The sequence below is a fragment of the Aeromonas sp. 96A genome (assembly GCF_051919165.1).
In the GTDB taxonomy this organism is placed as follows: domain Bacteria; phylum Pseudomonadota; class Gammaproteobacteria; order Enterobacterales; family Aeromonadaceae; genus Aeromonas; species Aeromonas veronii.
This window is the reverse complement of sequence record NZ_JBQBFE010000001.1, coordinates 1,924,070-1,939,519: the sequence shown is the minus strand read 5'-3', so window position 1 is coordinate 1,939,519 and position 15,450 is coordinate 1,924,070. Positions and strand designations below refer to the sequence as shown.

The following is a 15,450-nucleotide window of genomic DNA, read 5'->3' as shown; positions in this document are numbered from 1 at the left end:
CTGTCTCTTATACAAAAATCCCCAAGCATCGCTTGGGGATTTTTTGCATCGGTTCTTTCTCATGAGTTCGGCATTGTTTTTTGTGCCGATAGCCCCTTTAGGGCGATTTGTTGCCGGAACCAAGGACGTGACGTTAGCTCACGCAGGGTGAAGGTAAGGCCAAAGTAGTAGCGAGTGAAAAAACCAATAAAACAATGCCAGTCAGGTTTAATTGGCTGGCATGTGGGGTATGGGCTTTTTGTTTAGTCGTTGTTCAGGCCCGCAGCCAGCTTTCGATGCTGCGCTGGATGCCTGCATCGTCCAGACCGAGCAGGGCATAGATCTCCTGCTGGGTGCCCTGTTCGACGAAGCGGTCCGGCAGGCCGAGGTTGAGCACCGGCTTGCACTGCTTGCTGTGCATCAGCAGTTCGTTCACCGCCGAACCGGCGCCGCCCATGATCGCGTTGTCTTCGATGGTGACAAACTGATCGTGGCTGGCTGCCAGCGACAGCACCAGTGCCTCATCCATCGGTTTGACAAAGCGCATGTCCACCAGGGTGGCATCCAGCGCTTCGGCGGCCGCTTTGGCGTGGTGCAGAAGGGTGCCAAACGCCAGAATAGCGGTGCCTTTGCCTTCTCGCAGGATACGCCCCTTGCCAAGCTCCAGCGCCTGCATCTCTGATGAGATGGGGGCATCGCTCAGGCTGCTGCCGCGTGGGTAACGCACTGCGGCAGGGCCCTGATGGAGATAGCCGGTATAGAGCATCTGGCGGCACTCATTCTCATCAGATGGCGTCATCACTACCATGTTGGGCACGGTGCGCAGGAAGCTGATGTCGAACGCCCCCTGATGGGTCGGGCCATCGGCGCCCACCAGACCGGCCCGGTCGATGGCGAACAGCACCGGCAGATCTTGCAGCGCTACGTCGTGGATCACCTGATCGTAGGCGCGTTGCAGGAAGCTCGAATAGATGGCGACCACCGGCTTCTTGTCGGCGATGGCAAGACCGGCGGCGAAAGTGACCGCATGTTGCTCGGCAATCGCCACGTCGAAGTAGCGATCCGGATATTGTTGGCTGAATTTCACCAGCCCCGAGCCTTCACGCATGGCGGGGGTGATGCCGACCAGCTTTTCGTCTTTGGCGGCCATGTCGCACAGCCACTGGCCAAAGATGGCGGAGAAGGTGGGTTTGGCGCTGCTCGCCTTGGGCAGGGAGCAATCGTCAGGATTGAACTTGGGCACGGCGTGATAACCGATGGGGTCTTTCTCAGCCGGCTCGTAACCCTTGCCCTTCTTGGTCTTGACGTGCAGCAGCTGAGGCCCCTTGAGGTTGCGCATGTTGCGCAGGGTCTCGACCAGTGCCTCGATATCGTGACCGTCGATGGGGCCGATATAGTTGAAGCCGAACTCCTCGAACAGGGTGCCGGGCACCACCATCCCCTTGAGGTGCTCTTCGGCCCGCTTGGCCAGCTCCTTGACCGGCGGTAGCCCCGCCAGCACCTTCTTGCCGCCTTCGCGGATGGTGGTGTAGAGCTTGCCGGACATGACCCGGGCCAGATGGTTGTTCAGCGCCCCGACATTCTCGGAGATGGACATCTCGTTGTCGTTGAGGATCACCAGCATGTCTTTATGGACATCGCCGGCGTGGTTGAGCGCTTCAAAGGCCATCCCTGCGGTAATGGCACCGTCACCGATCACCGCCACCACCTTGCGACCCAGCCCTTCACTCTCGGCGGCGACCGCCATACCGAGCGCCGCACCGATGGAGGTGCTGGAGTGGCCGACGGAGAGGACGTCGTACTCGCTCTCGCCGCGCCAGGGGAAGGGGTGCAGGCCATCCTTCTGCCGGATTGTGTGGATCTGGTCACGGCGCCCGGTCAGGATCTTGTGGGGATAGGCTTGATGACCCACATCCCAGATCAGCCGATCGAACGGGGTGTTGTAGACGTAGTGCAGGGCGACGGTCAGTTCGACCGTGCCGAGACCGGAGGCAAAGTGCCCGCTGGAGCGGCTGACTGAGCGCAGCAGATATTCGCGCAGCTCGTTGCACAGCACCGGCAGCCGATCTTTGGGCAAGGAACGCAGCTCGACCGGAGTGTCCGCGAGGGCCAGGTTGGGGAAATTGCTAATATCAACGCTCATATTGTTACTGTTATCCAGCGTTTAGTGGGTTCGCTCGATGATGTAATCGGCAAACGCTTCCAGAATGTCGGTATTGTAGGGCAAGGATTGCAGGGCTGTTAAGGCTTTCCCATGCAGTTCGCGAGCCAGCTCACGGGCATTTTCGAGTCCGAGCAAGGCCGGATAGGTACTTTTCTCCAGCGCCAGGTCAGAACCTTGTGGCTTGCCCAAGGTGGCGGTATCACCTGTGATGTCGAGGATGTCATCCTGCACCTGAAAGGCGAGGCCAATCGCAGCGGCGTAGGTTTGCAGGGCAGCCAGCGTGGCGTTATCAACATCGGCTTTGCACAGAGCGCCGAGCGCCACGGCACATTCAATCAGCGCACCGGTCTTGTGGCGGTGTACCTGCTCCAGTTCGGCAAGCGTGATCTGGCGCCCTTCGGCCTGCAGATCCAGCGCCTGACCGCCACACATACCCAGATAGCCGGAGGCGCGGGCGAGGGTACTCAGCATCCGCACCCGGTTGGCCATCAAGGAGTCGGGCATGGGGTGATCGGACAGAATGGAGAACGCCAGGGTCTGCAGCGCATCACCGGCCAGAATGGCGGTTCCTTCGTCAAACGCCTTGTGAACGGTTGGCTGACCACGACGCAGGTCGTCGTTATCCATGGCGGGCAGGTCATCGTGCAGCAGGGAGTAGGCGTGGATGCACTCCACGGCAGCCGCGGGGCCATCCAGCAGTTCGCTCTTGACGCCCAGCATCTCGCCGACCGCGTAGACCAGAAACGGGCGAACCCGCTTGCCGCCAAGCAGCAGGCCATAACTCATGGCATCGCGCAGGCGCGGCGCCATGGCGGGCAAGGATTCAAGTTGTGCTGACAGACAGTCGTCAATACGCTGACGATGCAGACGGGAAAAATGGTCCAGCGCCACTCACTCCTCTCCTTGTTCTGGCTGGAAGGGGGCGAGCTGGTCACTGCCATCGGCTTGACTGAGCAGGATCTGGATCTTCTGTTCGGCCAGTTCCAGCTTCTGCTGACCGGCCCGTACCAGATGAACGCCCTGCTCGAACTGCTTGAGTGCCTCTTCCAGGGGTAGGGAACCTTGTTCCAGCTGATGAACGATGGTTTCCAGCTCTTCCAGAGTGGCATCAAAACTCAGACGGTCGATTTTTTTACTGGCCATGTCCATCCTCGGGGATTGAAAAAAACGGCTTATATTAACATCGACCGTCCACAGGGGGGAGGCAGAAAAGCATTGCCCCCTCAAACTCTCGCTAAACTGGCCGATAATGAGCCATCATTCTCAGTGGATGCATGCTTGCCGCTAGGGTCGCAATAGCAGAAAATTCAACAAACTATAATTAGGCATAAGAACCGGTGACAGGAGTAGGGACGTGGATCTAGGCAGTCTGATAGGGATAGTGCTGGGTTTCGGGGTGGTAGTGTACGGCATGCTGCTGGGTGGCCCCATGAGCATGTATGTGGATATGCCATCGGTCTACATCACTGTATTGGGCTCAATCTTCATTGCCATGATGAAGTTCAACCTTGGCCAGTTCCTGATGGCATTCAAGGTGGCGGGCAAAGCCTTTATGTACAAGGGCGACAAGCTTGAAGACCTGATTACCAAAGCCGTTGAACTGGCTGACGCGGCTCGCAAAGGGGGCTTTTTGGCGCTGGAGGCCGCAGAGATCCCCAATGCATTTATGAAAAAAGGGATCGATATGCTGGTGGATGGTCACGATGCCGAAGTGGTGCGTGCCGTAATGGAAAAGGATATCGACCTGACAGCCGAGCGCCATGTCATTGCCATCAAGGTCTTCCGTACCCTTGGGGATCTGGGCCCTGCTATGGGGATGATAGGTACGTTGGTGGGTCTGGTGGCCATGCTGGCCAACATGAGTGACCCCAAGTCGATCGGGCCGGCGATGGCGGTGGCCTTGCTTACCACCCTGTACGGTGCGATAGAGGCCAACATGTTGGCTATCCCGATTGCCGACAAGCTGGAGCTGCGCAGCGGGGAGGAGAAGCTCAGTCGTACCCTGATCCTTGATGCCATTATGGGGATTCAGGATGGCCAGAACCCGCGGGTGATCCAGTCCATGCTGCAAAACTATCTGAACCAGTCCAAACGTAATACCGGCACCGAATAGGGGGCGTTATGTCTGATTGCAAGTGCCCGCCACCAGGGCTCCCTGGTTACATGGGAACCTTTGCCGACCTGATGTCGCTGCTGATGTGCTTCTTCGTGCTGTTGCTCTCCTTTGCCGAGATGGATGTGCAGAAGTTCAAGCAGATAGCCGGTTCCATGGACAAGGCATTCGGGGTACAGAACATCCTTGAGGTGAAAGATATTCCCAAGGGGACCTCGGTGATTGCCCAGGAGTTCAGGCCCGGTCGCCCTGAGCCCACGCCAATTGATACCGTGATGCAGCAGACCATCGATCTGACCCAGACCGAACTGGAGTTTCTGCCCGGCGAGTCGGATCAGGCCGGTGGTCAGGACAAGAGTGATGGCAAACAGACGGGGGGCGATACCGCGCAGGATGCGAAGAAGGCGCAAGAACAGTCCAATACCCTGGCCAAAGCCCTCGCCGAGCAGATGAAAGATCAGATCCAGGATGGCGCCATCGAAATTGAGGCGCTGGGCCAGCAGATCATCATCCGGATCAGGGAAAAAGCGTCGTTCCCCGCCGGTTCGGCATTTCTGCAGCCACAGTTCTGGCCGGTCATTCGCAAGGTAGCGACCCTGCTCAAGGATGTGCCGGGTGAAATCACCATCTCCGGTCACACCGACAACGTGGCGACCGAAGATGAGCTGTTCCAGTCCAACTGGGAGCTGTCGTCGCAACGGGCGGTGGCGGTGGCGCACCAGATGCTGAAGGTCCCCGGTTTTGATCAGGGGCGACTGGTTGTGCAGGGGATGGCGGACTCCCAACCATTGGTGCCCAATACCACCCCGGAAAATCGTCGGATGAACCGGCGGGTGGAGATCGCCATCATGCAGGGCAAACCGACCGTTTCGGCCCCCATTTCCGTACCGGAAGGGAAGTAAGCGAAGGGAATGCCGATGACGCAAGTGGGATCTGCATCAGGGGGCTGACGTGGATTTTGTGTTGGCTTCATATTAAGATGCCTCATCCGAACCGATTGCTGCGGCCTCCTTGCAGATGGCCGCAGTTTCTATTTTCAAGCAACCCAGGTTTCGACTATGAATCATACTCCGATGACTGTTCGCGGCGCTGAGAAGCTGCGCGAAGAGCTCGATTATCTCAAGACCGAGCTTCGTCCCCAGATTATCGAAGCGATTGCCGATGCCCGTGAGCACGGTGATCTGAAGGAAAACGCCGAATACCATGCCGCTCGCGAGCAGCAGGGGTTCTGTGAAGGCCGCATTCAGGAGATTGAAGCCAAGCTCTCCAATGCGCAGGTAATCGATGTCACCAAGATGACCAACAACGGCCGCGTTATTTTTGGCGCGACGGTGACTCTGCTCAAGAGCGAGACAGAGGAAGAGGTGGTTTACCGCATCGTGGGTGATGATGAGGCTGATATCAAACAGAACCTCATCTCTGTCAACTCCCCCATTGCCCGCGCCCTGATTGGCAAGGAAGTGGACGATGTCGCAATCGTCAAGACGCCGGGCGGTGATGTGGAATACGAAGTGCTGGAAGTTGCTTATATCTAAGCGAATGCTACAGACAATAAAACAGGGGGGCTTGCGCTCCCCTGTTTGTCTTTATCTATGTGATTATTGATAAAAATCAGGACAGATACGCCTCGGTAAAGGCGTCCTGATGGCGCTGAAACAACCAGTGTCGCAGCCGTTCGATGTTGTTTTCGCTCATCTGAAAGCTCAGTGCCCAGGTGGCATGGTCGGCATTGGCTTTGATGCGCCTTACCAGTCGTCCCTGCAGTGGAAGAGGGTCCTCTTGCTCGATGCAGAGCTTGCCGTTGATGGGGGTATCGGCCACCATGTCGATTGGCAAATTTTCCACGATGAGGCCGTTGAGGGAGAGGCTGAGTACCTGAAACAGGCCCAGTTCGCTGCATAGCTTGGCTTTTTGGGTGAGACGCCAGGCGCGCGGTTGGGCAAACCCCAGCTCCCTGATGACCGGTGCAGATAAGCGGGGCTCGACGAAGCCATCTTCCCCTTGGGTAAAGCTCAGGGGAAAACGCAGCTGATGGCCAGCGAAGCGGGCTTCGAGTACAAGGTGTTCGGCTTTTTGCAGCAAGCCAAGCATGGGGGCATCGAGGTGACCACTCAGAACATGGGTGTCCTGATTGCTCCCCAAGTCCCGCAGCATGGCCAGCTCATCGTCGGTCAGAATAGGATGGTGAGCCATAATGCGTGTCCGGAAGTATTCATCGCAGGTTAAGGGCTTTGCGACTACTTTGGCAAGCGACTCGGGAAGAAGTGGAATAAGGAAAGAGCGATGCTCTTTCCTTTTACTTGCGGGGCAGCTGGATTTTGGGTTCGTTGGCTTGACGATAAATGGTCAGCACATGACCCATGCTTTGCACCTTGATTGAACCGGTTTCACGGACGATAGCATCCATAACCAGTTGTTTCATTTCGCGATCTTCAGAGGCAACCTTAACCTTGATCAGCTCGTGATGGTTCAGTGCCAGATCGATCTCGGCCAGTACACCTTCGGTCAGACCATGCTGACCCAGCAGGACGACAGGCTTGAGGCTATGGGCAAGGCCCTTGAGGTACTGTTTCTGTTTATTGTTGAGAATCATCGCAATTTCTTCATAAGTCAGGGTTGAAAGGGGCGTATTCTACCCCCACTTAGCCCTTAATACTAATAACCCTTGTGGTTTTTTAAAGTCGATTATCATGACCCAGAAAAAACGTTCCCCCAGTTCAACTCGCTGGTTAAAAGAACATTTCGACGATCAATACGTCAAAAAAGCCCAGAAAATGGGCCTGCGTTCTCGTGCTGTTTTCAAGATTGACGAGATCCAGGGCAAGGATCGCTTGCTGAAACATGGCATGACCGTAGTGGATTTGGGAGCAGCCCCAGGTGGTTGGTCCCAGTTCGCGGTTGAACAGGTTGGTGATTCGGGTCGCGTCATCGCATGTGACATTTTGCCGATGGATCCCATTGCCGGTGTCGATTTCCTGCAAGGGGACTTTCGGGAGGAAACTGTACTCGGCGCTTTGCTGGAACGAGTGGGTCCCGACAAGGTCGATGTCGTGATGTCTGATATGGCGCCCAACATGAGCGGTACCCAGCAGGTGGATCAGGCTCGCGCCATGTATCTAGTCGAGCTGGCACTGGACATGTGCAATCAGGTATTGCGTAGTGACGGCAGTTTCGTGGTGAAGGTGTTTCAGGGAGAGGGCTTTGATGCCTATCTCAATGAAATTCGTAAACTTTTCTCCGCTGTCAAAATTCGTAAACCAGACTCATCCCGCGCCAGATCACGGGAAGTCTACATTGTGGCTACCGGTTTTAAACTGTAGTACCCTAACCTTCATCGTTAACTGTCAGTCTGCGAGGTTACTGATTTGAGTGACATGGCGAAAAACTTAATCCTGTGGCTGGTCATCGCCGTCGTTTTGATGTCGGTGTTCAATAGCTTCAGCCCCAGCGATACCACCAGTCGCCAGCTGGACTATTCCAGCTTCGTTAAAGAGGTGACCCAAGAGCAGATCCGTGAAGTGCGGATGGACGGTAAGGTCATTAATGGCGTCAAGCGTACTGGTGAACGATTCACCACCATCATCCCTGCGCCGGATCCCCAGCTGCTCAACGACATGCTCAATCACAATGTCAAAGTGATGGGCGAGAAGCCGGAAGAGCCGTCTCTGTTGACCTCTATCTTCATCTCCTGGTTCCCGATGCTGCTGCTGATCGGTGTCTGGGTCTTCTTCATGCGTCAGATGCAGGGCGGCGGTGGCAAAGGTGCCATGTCGTTTGGCAAGAGCAAGGCTCGCCTGATGAGCGAAGATCAGATCAAGACCACCTTTGCTGATGTTGCAGGTTGCGATGAAGCCAAGGAAGAGGTGAAGGAGCTGGTCGACTATCTGCGCGACCCGAGCAAATTCCAGAAACTGGGCGGCAAGATCCCGACCGGTGTGCTGCTGGTTGGTCCTCCCGGTACCGGTAAGACCTTGCTGGCCAAGGCCATTGCGGGCGAGGCCAAGGTGCCGTTCTTCACCATCTCAGGTTCCGATTTCGTGGAGATGTTCGTCGGTGTCGGTGCCTCCCGGGTGCGTGACATGTTCGAACAGGCCAAGAAATCCTCCCCCTGCATCATCTTCATCGATGAAATTGATGCGGTCGGTCGCCAGCGTGGCGCCGGTCTGGGTGGTGGTCACGATGAACGTGAGCAGACTCTTAACCAGATGCTGGTCGAGATGGATGGTTTTGAAGGCAATGAAGGCATCATCGTCATCGCAGCCACCAACCGTCCTGACGTACTGGATCCGGCACTGCTGCGTCCGGGCCGTTTCGACCGTCAGGTTGTGGTCGGTCTGCCGGATGTCCGTGGTCGCGAGCAGATCCTGAAAGTGCACATGCGCAAAGTTCCGTTGGCGGATGACGTCAATCCGGCGCTGATTGCCCGTGGCACCCCCGGTTTCTCCGGGGCGGATTTGGCCAACCTGGTCAACGAGGCAGCCCTCTTCTCTGCTCGTGAGAGCCGCCGAGTGGTCTCCATGGCCGAGTTCGAGAAGGCCAAGGACAAGATCATGATGGGTGCGGAACGCCGCTCCATGGTGATGAAAGAGTCCGAGAAAGAGATGACTGCATATCATGAAGCCGGTCACGCCATCATTGGTCGTCTGGTTCCGGATCATGACCCGGTTTACAAGGTCTCCATCATTCCGCGCGGTCGTGCGCTGGGGGTGACCATGTATCTGCCGGAGCAGGATCGCTGGAGCCACTCCAAGCAGCATCTGGAGTCGATGATCTCCAGCCTGTATGGCGGTCGTCTGGCAGAAGAGCTGATCTATGGTGCCGAGAAGGTATCGACCGGTGCGTCCAACGATATCGAGCGGGCGACCGACATTGCACGCAAGATGGTGACCCAGTGGGGTATGTCCGAGCGTCTCGGCCCGATGCTCTACGCTGAAGAAGATGGCGAGGTGTTCCTCGGTCGCAGCATGGCCAAGGCCAAGCACATGTCCGACGATACCGCTCGCGTTATCGATGCCGAGGTCAAGCAGGTCATCGACCGCAACTACGCCCGTTCCAAGCAGATCCTGCTGGATAACATGGACGTGTTGCACAGCATGAAAGATGCGCTGATGAAGTACGAGACCATCGACGCCAAACAGATCGATGATCTGATGGCGCGTCGCGAGGTACGTGCTCCGAGCAACTGGCATGACGAGCACGGTGATACCCCGCAAGGTGGTTCCACCGTGGCTGCCGAGGCCAAGCCTGCCGATGAGGCTGCACCGGTGGCGGATGTCACTATCGACAAAGCCAACGATGCTCCGGCCAAATAATTGTGACTCTCCAAACCCCGGGCTTGCCCGGGGTTTTTCTTTATCAGATGGACGTGAAAATGCAGTTAACCAGCAAGGGGCTCAGCCTCTCCCTCGATCGTCCCCATGTGATGGGGATCCTCAATGTGACGCCCGACTCCTTCTCCGATGGCGGTAATTTCAACCAGTTTGAACGGGCAATGGCCCATGCGCGCCAGATGGTCTCTGACGGTGCGACCCTCATCGACATCGGTGGCGAGTCAACCCGCCCTGGTGCGCCCGATGTGAACGAGCAGGAGGAGCTGGACAGGGTCATTCCTGTTGTGGAGCAGATGGTTCGTGAGCTGGATGTGATGATCTCCCTCGATACCTCCAAAGCGGCTGTGATGCGGGAGGGTTGCAAGGCGGGTGCCCATCTGATCAACGATGTGCGGGCGCTGCAAGAGCCTGGAGCGCTGCAGGCCGCGGCCGAAGCGCGGGTTCTGGTCTGTCTGATGCATATGCAGGGGCAGCCGAGAACCATGCAAGTCGAGCCGCACTATGACGACCTGATCGGGGAGGTACGCGCCTTCTTTGATGAGCGTATTGCGGCTTGTCTGGCGGTCGGGATCCGTCGTGAAGAGCTGTTGCTGGATCCGGGATATGGCTTTGGCAAAACCCTTGCACACAACTATCAGCTGTTGGCGGCTCAAAAGGAACTGCTTGATTATGGCTTGCCGCTATTGGTGGGGATGTCGCGAAAGTCTATGATAGGCAACCTGCTGGGCCGTCCGGTGGATGAGCGTCTGGCGGGCAGTCTGGCATGCGCCCTTATCGGCATGCAGCATGGGGCCCGCATCATCAGGGTACATGATGTACGGGAGACCATGGACGCATTGCGCGTCGGTTGGCTGGCAATGACGGGACAAGATTTTATTTCCGATAATAAAGAGAACAGACAATGGCAAGAAAGTATTTCGGTACCGATGGTGTGCGCGGCAAGGTTGGCGAATACCCGATCACCCCTGATTTTGTAATGAAATTAGGTTGGGCTGCCGGCAAGGTGCTCTCCAAGAAGGGCACCAAAAAGGTGCTGATTGGCAAAGATACCCGCATCTCCGGTTACATGCTGGAATCCGCGCTGGAAGCGGGGCTCTCTGCGGCAGGCCTCAAGGCCATTCTGATGGGGCCCATGCCCACGCCGGCGGTTGCCTACCTGACTCGCACTTTCCGTGCCGAAGCTGGTATCGTCATCAGCGCTTCCCACAATCCCTTCTACGACAACGGCATCAAGTTCTTCTCCGCCGACGGCACCAAGCTGCCCGATGATGTCGAGCTGGCTATCGAAGCCGAGCTGGATCACGAGCTCAAGTGTGTCGAGTCGGCCGAACTTGGCAAAGCGGTGCGCATTGATGATGCTGCCGGTCGCTATATCGAATTTTGCAAGAGCACCTTCCCCTCCCACATGAATCTGGATGGGGTGAAAATGGTGGTCGACTGTGGCCACGGCGCCACTTACCACATTGCGCCGTCGGTTTTCCGCGAGCTGGGCGCTGAAGTGATCACCATGGGCTGTGCCCCGGATGGTCTCAATATCAACGATGGTGTCGGTTCGACTGCGCCTGACGCTCTGGTTGCCAAGGTACTGGAGTGCAAGGCCGATCTGGGGGTTGCCTTTGATGGTGATGGTGACCGTCTGATCATGGTCGACCATACCGGCTATCTCATCGACGGTGATGAAGTGCTCTATATCATCGCGCGCGATGCCCTGCGCAATGGTCGCCTCAAAGGCGGTGTCGTCGGCACCCTGATGGCCAACATGGGTCTGGAGCTGGCGCTGCAAACCCTGGGTATTCCGTTTGCCCGTGCCAAGGTGGGTGACCGCTATGTGCTGGAGATGATGGAAGAGAAGGGCTGGCGCATCGGTGGCGAGAACTCCGGCCACATCATCTGTCTGGATCAAACCACTACGGGTGATGGCATCGTGGCTGCCTTGCAGGTACTTACCGCCATGCGCAGTGCCGAGATGCCGCTTGCCAAGCTGCGCTCCGGCATGAGCAAGTTCCCGCAGGTGCTGGTGAATGTTCGTTTTGCCGAAGGCAAGGATCCGCTGGCCGCTGATGCTGTCATGGCTGAGGTTGCCAAGGTGGAACAGGAGCTGGCTGGCCGTGGTCGCGTTCTGTTGCGCAAATCAGGTACCGAACCGCTGATCCGGGTCATGGTCGAAGGGGAGCATGAACAGCAGGTGCGTGATATGGCTCAGCGCATCGCCAAGCAGGTTGAATCGGCGTTTTAATGAACAACCAGGGCGGCTTTTTAGCCGCCCTGGTTGTATCTTGTTCAAACGATTCAAAAATTTAAAAATAGCACTTGTCAGCTGAGCATCCTCTGGATATTATCAGCCCCGCTTTCGCAAGGGAGTTGCCGATGGGACATCGCAAGCCGTTTGTAGCAGCCAACTGGAAGTTGCACGGTAGTAGGTCGCAGTTAGAGCAGTTTACGAGTCAGTGCCTAAACGGCGTTGACGGAAAAGTAGATGTGGTTCTCTGTCCTTCCCATGTGCATCTCGACTTTAGCGCTTCACTGCTCAATGAGCAGAAAGTAATAAAGTTGGGGGCTCAGAATGTGAGTCAGCACGCGACCGGCGCTTACACTGGAGAAATCTCGTGTCAGATGCTGGTTGAGGCAGGGTGTCGTTACGTATTGGTAGGGCACTCCGAGCGCAGGCGTCTCTTTGGTGAGACCAGTTTTATCGTCGCAGAGAAGTTTGCGGCAGCCAGAGCGGCAGGCTTGATTCCCATCCTCTGTTTAGGTGAATCAGGTGCGGCGAGGCAGGCGAGAAGAGCCTTCGAGGTGATCGCTGAAGAGCTGGATATCGTCATAGAGAAAAATGGCGCGATGGCTTTCGATAATGCTATCATCGCCTACGAGCCGATTTGGGCTGTAGGTACAGGTAAATGCGCCACACCCGAGCAGGCACAAGAGGTTCATTCCTTTATACGCGGTCGCTTGGCGGAGGATACTCCGGTAATAGGTGAGAAAGTTAGAATCATCTATGGTGGGAGCGTAACGCCGAGCAACGCGAGAGATTTGTTTGCACAGCCCGACATTGATGGCGGACTGATTGGCGGAGCAAGCCTCGATAGCGATGCGTTTTTAGGAATTGTTGAAGCGGCAAAGGGTGCAAGTTAAATGTACGAGATTCTTTTAGTCGTTTATCTGCTGGTTTCACTGGCTCTGATTGGTCTGGTGATGATTCAGCAAGGTAAAGGGGCTGACATGGGCGCCTCCTTCGGCGCAGGGGCATCGAACACAGTATTCGGCTCCGGTGGTTCAGGCAGTTTCCTGACCCGAACAACAGCAATTTTGGCTACTCTGTTTTTCGTTATCAGCCTAGTGCTCGGATCTATGTCCAGCAACAAGGTCAAGCAGGGTAGTGAGTGGGAAAATCTGCAACAAACCCAACAGGTTGAGCAGACCAAAGTGCCAGTGAAGAAAGATACTGACGTTCCCGAGTAAGAGTTTTGCCGTGGTGGTGGAATTGGTAGACACGCTATCTTGAGGGGGTAGTGCTCTAGGGTGTGCGGGTTCGAGTCCCGCCCACGGCACCAATTAAGCAGTGAGCTCGGGAAACCGAGTGTATTATAGCCAGTCAGTCTTGTATCGCGAGAGTGAAGTGGCTATAATCTCGCACGATTTCGGACGCGGGGTGGAGCAGCATGGTAGCTCGTCGGGCTCATAACCCGAAGGTCGTCGGTTCAAATCCGGCCCCCGCAACCAAATTTCACGCATTTCCTACGCTCAGGAAGGCGGTCGCTGCGAGGCGACAATCAGGGTAAAGCGCCAAGCCCCGATTTGACATCGGGGCTTTTTGTTATGTGCAATTTACTCTGAATCGATATCTATCTGGGCTTTATGCCCTTTTTTTGTTTTTCGGAGGGTGACTTTGGCTACGTTGGAACAACGTTTGACCGATCTGCTCGAGGCTCCGGTCGTTGCCTTGGGTTTTGAACTTTGGGGTATTGAGTTTATCCGTGCGGGTAAACACTCCACCTTGCGTGTCTATATCGACGGCGAGCAGGGTGTGACTGTCGAGAACTGTGCTGAGGTCAGCCATCAGGTTGGCGCCATCATGGACGTCGAAGATCCCATCACCGAGGAGTACTACCTCGAGGTGTCCTCCCCAGGCCTGGATCGTCCCCTGTTCAAGGTTGCCCATTTCGAAAAATACGTTGGCCAAGAGGCGGCGGTAACGCTTCGGATGGCAACAAACAACCGCCGCAAGTTCAAAGGCGTAATCAAAGCTGTGCAAGGCGACATGATCACCCTGACAGTAGATGGTAAGGACGACGTGTTGGCTTTCACCAATATCCAAAAAGCGAACATAGTGCCGAACTTTGGTTAACGAGGCTATCGGATATGAATAAAGAGATTTTGCTGGTCGTTGACGCAGTATCCAACGAGAAAGCGGTACCCCGCGAGAAGATCTTCCAGGCTCTGGAAACCGCGCTGGCGACTGCGACCAAGAAGAAATATGAAGGCGAGATTGAAGTTCGGGTCGAAATCGATCGCAAGACCGGTGACTACGACACTTATCGCCGCTGGGTAGTCATTGCGGATCAAGCCGCGATGGAGAACCCCTATGCTGAAATCACCCTGGAAGCGGCGCAGATTGATCAGCCGGAGATCCAGATCGGTGAGTATGTCGAAGACCAGATCGACTCTGTGACCTTCGACCGTATCACTACCCAGACCGCCAAGCAGGTTATCGTGCAGAAAGTGCGCGAAGCCGAGCGTTCACAAGTAGTTGATCAGTTTAAAGATAAAGAAGGCACCATCATCAGTGGTGTGGTCAAGAAGAGTAACCGCGACAACGTCATCCTGGATCTGGGCAGCAATGCTGAAGCCGTGATCTTCCGTGATGACATGCTGCCGCGTGAAACCTTCCGCCCGGGTGACCGTGTCCGTGGCCTGCTGTATGCAGTGCGTCCGGAAGCCCGTGGTTCCCAGCTGTTTGTCAGCCGTTCCAGCCCGGACTTCCTGAAAGAGCTGTTCCGTATCGAAGTACCGGAGATCGGTGAAGAGATGATCGAAATCATGGGCGCTGCCCGTGATCCGGGTTCCCGCGCCAAGATCGCGGTGAAGACCAATGATCGTCGTATCGACCCGATCGGTGCCTGTATCGGTATGCGCGGTGCCCGTGTGCAAGCTGTCTCCGCCGAGCTGAGCGGTGAGCGTGCCGACATCGTGCTGTACGATGACAACCCGGCCCAGTACGTGATCAATGCCATGGCACCTGCCGATGTGGCCTCCATCATCGTTGATGAAGACAACCACACCATGGATATCGCCGTGGAAGCTGCCAACCTGGCTCAGGCTATCGGTCGCAATGGTCAGAACGTGCGTCTGGCCTCCCAGCTGACCGGTTGGGAGCTGAACGTGATGACCGTTGAGGACATGCGTGCCAAGCACCAGGCCGAAAACGACCGCATCATGAACCTGTTCACCAGCACCCTGGACATCGACGACGATTTCGCCGGTCTGCTGATGGAAGAGGGCTTCTCTACCCTGGAAGAGATCGCCTTTGTACCGGTCAACGAGCTGCTGGCTATCGACGGTCTGGATGAAGACATGGTCGAAGAGCTGCGCAAGCGCGCCAAAGATGCCCTGACTACCAAGGCACTGGCCAAAGAAGAGTCTTTCGATGGCGTTGAGCCGTCCGAAGAGCTGCTCAATCTGAACGGTCTGAGCCGCGAACTGGCTTACGCTCTGGCGGGCCGTGGCGTGGGCACCCTGGAAGATTTGGCTGAGCAAGGTATCGATGACCTTGCTGATATTGAAGGGCTGACTGCCGAGAAGGCAGGTGAGCTCATTATGGCTGCTCGCAATATCTGTTGGTTCGGAGAAGAGCAGTCCGAGTAAGA

General features: G+C 56.2%; 16 protein-coding genes and 2 tRNA genes. 13 read left to right on the top strand and 5 right to left on the bottom strand.

Features of this window, described 5'->3' with window-relative positions:
• Positions 1-253 precede the first annotated feature (253 nt).
• Genes dxs through xseB form a run of 3 tightly spaced genes read right to left on the bottom strand, consistent with a single transcriptional unit; the run spans position 254 to position 3,286 of the window.
• Positions 254-2,122 (bottom strand): 1-deoxy-D-xylulose-5-phosphate synthase, encoded by a 1,869-nt coding sequence (gene dxs / locus ACTG2W_RS08760; RefSeq protein WP_106842309.1) that lies wholly within the window; start codon positions 2,120-2,122, stop codon positions 254-256.
• Positions 2,123-2,143: 21 nt separating this feature from the next.
• Positions 2,144-3,034, bottom strand: a complete 891-nt coding sequence (gene ispA, locus ACTG2W_RS08755; protein ID WP_106842310.1) for a (2E,6E)-farnesyl diphosphate synthase — start codon at positions 3,032-3,034, stop codon at positions 2,144-2,146.
• On the bottom strand, positions 3,035-3,286 hold the full coding sequence (gene xseB / locus ACTG2W_RS08750; RefSeq protein ID WP_005338838.1) for an exodeoxyribonuclease VII small subunit: 252 nt from the start codon (positions 3,284-3,286) through the stop codon (positions 3,035-3,037).
• A 211-nt stretch (positions 3,287-3,497) separates the two neighbouring features.
• On the opposite strand from xseB, the gene pomA reads away from it, so the two are divergent.
• The 3 genes from pomA (at position 3,498) to greA (ending at position 5,791) form a co-directional block, all read left to right on the top strand.
• Positions 3,498-4,256 (top strand): flagellar motor protein PomA, encoded by a 759-nt coding sequence (pomA, locus tag ACTG2W_RS08745; RefSeq protein ID WP_005349525.1) that lies wholly within the window; start codon positions 3,498-3,500, stop codon positions 4,254-4,256.
• Positions 4,257-4,264: 8 nt separating this feature from the next.
• On the top strand, positions 4,265-5,158 hold the full coding sequence (locus ACTG2W_RS08740) for a flagellar motor protein MotB (RefSeq protein ID WP_005349528.1): 894 nt from the start codon (positions 4,265-4,267) through the stop codon (positions 5,156-5,158).
• Between the two features lie 156 nt (positions 5,159-5,314).
• A complete protein-coding gene (greA, locus tag ACTG2W_RS08735; RefSeq protein ID WP_005338833.1) occupies positions 5,315-5,791 on the top strand; it encodes a transcription elongation factor GreA in 477 nt (158 codons plus the stop codon).
• Between the two features lie 76 nt (positions 5,792-5,867).
• Here greA and ACTG2W_RS08730 read toward each other — a convergent pair whose 3' ends face one another.
• Together ACTG2W_RS08730 and yhbY are read right to left on the bottom strand one after the other, a co-directional pair.
• Positions 5,868-6,449, bottom strand: a complete 582-nt coding sequence (locus ACTG2W_RS08730) for a PilZ domain-containing protein (RefSeq protein ID WP_106842311.1) — start codon at positions 6,447-6,449, stop codon at positions 5,868-5,870.
• A gap of 103 nt (positions 6,450-6,552) precedes the next feature.
• On the bottom strand, positions 6,553-6,849 hold the full coding sequence (yhbY, locus tag ACTG2W_RS08725; protein WP_005338829.1) for a ribosome assembly RNA-binding protein YhbY: 297 nt from the start codon (positions 6,847-6,849) through the stop codon (positions 6,553-6,555).
• A 97-nt stretch (positions 6,850-6,946) separates the two neighbouring features.
• Here yhbY and rlmE point away from each other — a divergent pair, with 97 nt between their 5' ends.
• The 10 genes from rlmE (at position 6,947) to nusA (ending at position 15,448) form a co-directional block, all read left to right on the top strand.
• Positions 6,947-7,576, top strand: coding sequence for a 23S rRNA (uridine(2552)-2'-O)-methyltransferase RlmE (gene rlmE / locus ACTG2W_RS08720; protein ID WP_005338828.1), 630 nt, complete (start codon positions 6,947-6,949; stop codon positions 7,574-7,576).
• A gap of 45 nt (positions 7,577-7,621) precedes the next feature.
• Positions 7,622-9,568 (top strand): ATP-dependent zinc metalloprotease FtsH, encoded by a 1,947-nt coding sequence (gene ftsH, locus ACTG2W_RS08715; protein WP_005343537.1) that lies wholly within the window; start codon positions 7,622-7,624, stop codon positions 9,566-9,568.
• Positions 9,569-9,627: 59 nt separating this feature from the next.
• Complete coding sequence (gene folP, locus ACTG2W_RS08710) at positions 9,628-10,563, top strand: dihydropteroate synthase (protein ID WP_440016169.1); 936 nt, start codon at positions 9,628-9,630, stop codon at positions 10,561-10,563.
• Positions 10,488-11,822 carry a phosphoglucosamine mutase gene (gene glmM, locus ACTG2W_RS08705; RefSeq protein ID WP_005338823.1) on the top strand — a complete coding sequence of 445 codons (1,335 nt, stop codon included), beginning with the start codon at positions 10,488-10,490 and terminating at the stop codon, positions 11,820-11,822. Before folP ends, glmM begins: the two co-directional genes overlap by 76 nt.
• A 131-nt stretch (positions 11,823-11,953) precedes the next feature.
• Positions 11,954-12,718: a triose-phosphate isomerase gene (tpiA, locus tag ACTG2W_RS08700; RefSeq protein ID WP_043822828.1), complete on the top strand. Its 765-nt coding sequence runs from the start codon at positions 11,954-11,956 to the stop codon at positions 12,716-12,718.
• Entirely contained in the window at positions 12,719-13,045 is a 327-nt protein-coding gene (gene secG, locus ACTG2W_RS08695) for a preprotein translocase subunit SecG (protein ID WP_106842314.1), read from the top strand.
• A gap of 7 nt (positions 13,046-13,052) precedes the next feature.
• Positions 13,053-13,137, top strand: a tRNA-Leu gene (locus tag ACTG2W_RS08690).
• A 92-nt stretch (positions 13,138-13,229) separates the two neighbouring features.
• A tRNA-Met gene (locus ACTG2W_RS08685) sits at positions 13,230-13,306 on the top strand.
• A 166-nt stretch (positions 13,307-13,472) separates the two neighbouring features.
• The gene (rimP, locus tag ACTG2W_RS08680) at positions 13,473-13,931 is read left to right on the top strand and encodes a ribosome maturation factor RimP (protein WP_005338809.1); all 459 of its coding nucleotides are present in this window, start codon (positions 13,473-13,475) and stop codon (positions 13,929-13,931) included.
• Between the two features lie 14 nt (positions 13,932-13,945).
• Entirely contained in the window at positions 13,946-15,448 is a 1,503-nt protein-coding gene (nusA, locus tag ACTG2W_RS08675; protein WP_005338808.1) for a transcription termination factor NusA, read from the top strand.
• Positions 15,449-15,450 lie beyond the last annotated feature (2 nt).

Excerpts from the sequence above, each read along its gene's own strand:
- greA (WP_005338833.1), top strand. The coding sequence starts at position 5,315 with ATGAATCATACTCCGATGACTGTTCGCGGCGCTGAGAAGCTGCGCGAA.
- tpiA (WP_043822828.1), top strand. The coding sequence starts at position 11,954 with ATGGGACATCGCAAGCCGTTTGTAGCAGCCAACTGGAAGTTGCACGGT.
- secG (WP_106842314.1), top strand. The coding sequence starts at position 12,719 with ATGTACGAGATTCTTTTAGTCGTTTATCTGCTGGTTTCACTGGCTCTG.
- ACTG2W_RS08730 (WP_106842311.1), bottom strand. The coding sequence starts at position 6,449 with ATGGCTCACCATCCTATTCTGACCGACGATGAGCTGGCCATGCTGCGG.
- nusA (WP_005338808.1), top strand. The coding sequence starts at position 13,946 with ATGAATAAAGAGATTTTGCTGGTCGTTGACGCAGTATCCAACGAGAAA.
- yhbY (WP_005338829.1), bottom strand. The coding sequence starts at position 6,849 with ATGATTCTCAACAATAAACAGAAACAGTACCTCAAGGGCCTTGCCCAT.
- ACTG2W_RS08740 (WP_005349528.1), top strand. The coding sequence starts at position 4,265 with ATGTCTGATTGCAAGTGCCCGCCACCAGGGCTCCCTGGTTACATGGGA.
- xseB (WP_005338838.1), bottom strand. The coding sequence starts at position 3,286 with ATGGCCAGTAAAAAAATCGACCGTCTGAGTTTTGATGCCACTCTGGAA.
- folP (WP_440016169.1), top strand. The coding sequence starts at position 9,628 with ATGCAGTTAACCAGCAAGGGGCTCAGCCTCTCCCTCGATCGTCCCCAT.
- rlmE (WP_005338828.1), top strand. The coding sequence starts at position 6,947 with ATGACCCAGAAAAAACGTTCCCCCAGTTCAACTCGCTGGTTAAAAGAA.
- glmM (WP_005338823.1), top strand. The coding sequence starts at position 10,488 with ATGGCAAGAAAGTATTTCGGTACCGATGGTGTGCGCGGCAAGGTTGGC.
- dxs (WP_106842309.1), bottom strand. The coding sequence starts at position 2,122 with ATGAGCGTTGATATTAGCAATTTCCCCAACCTGGCCCTCGCGGACACT.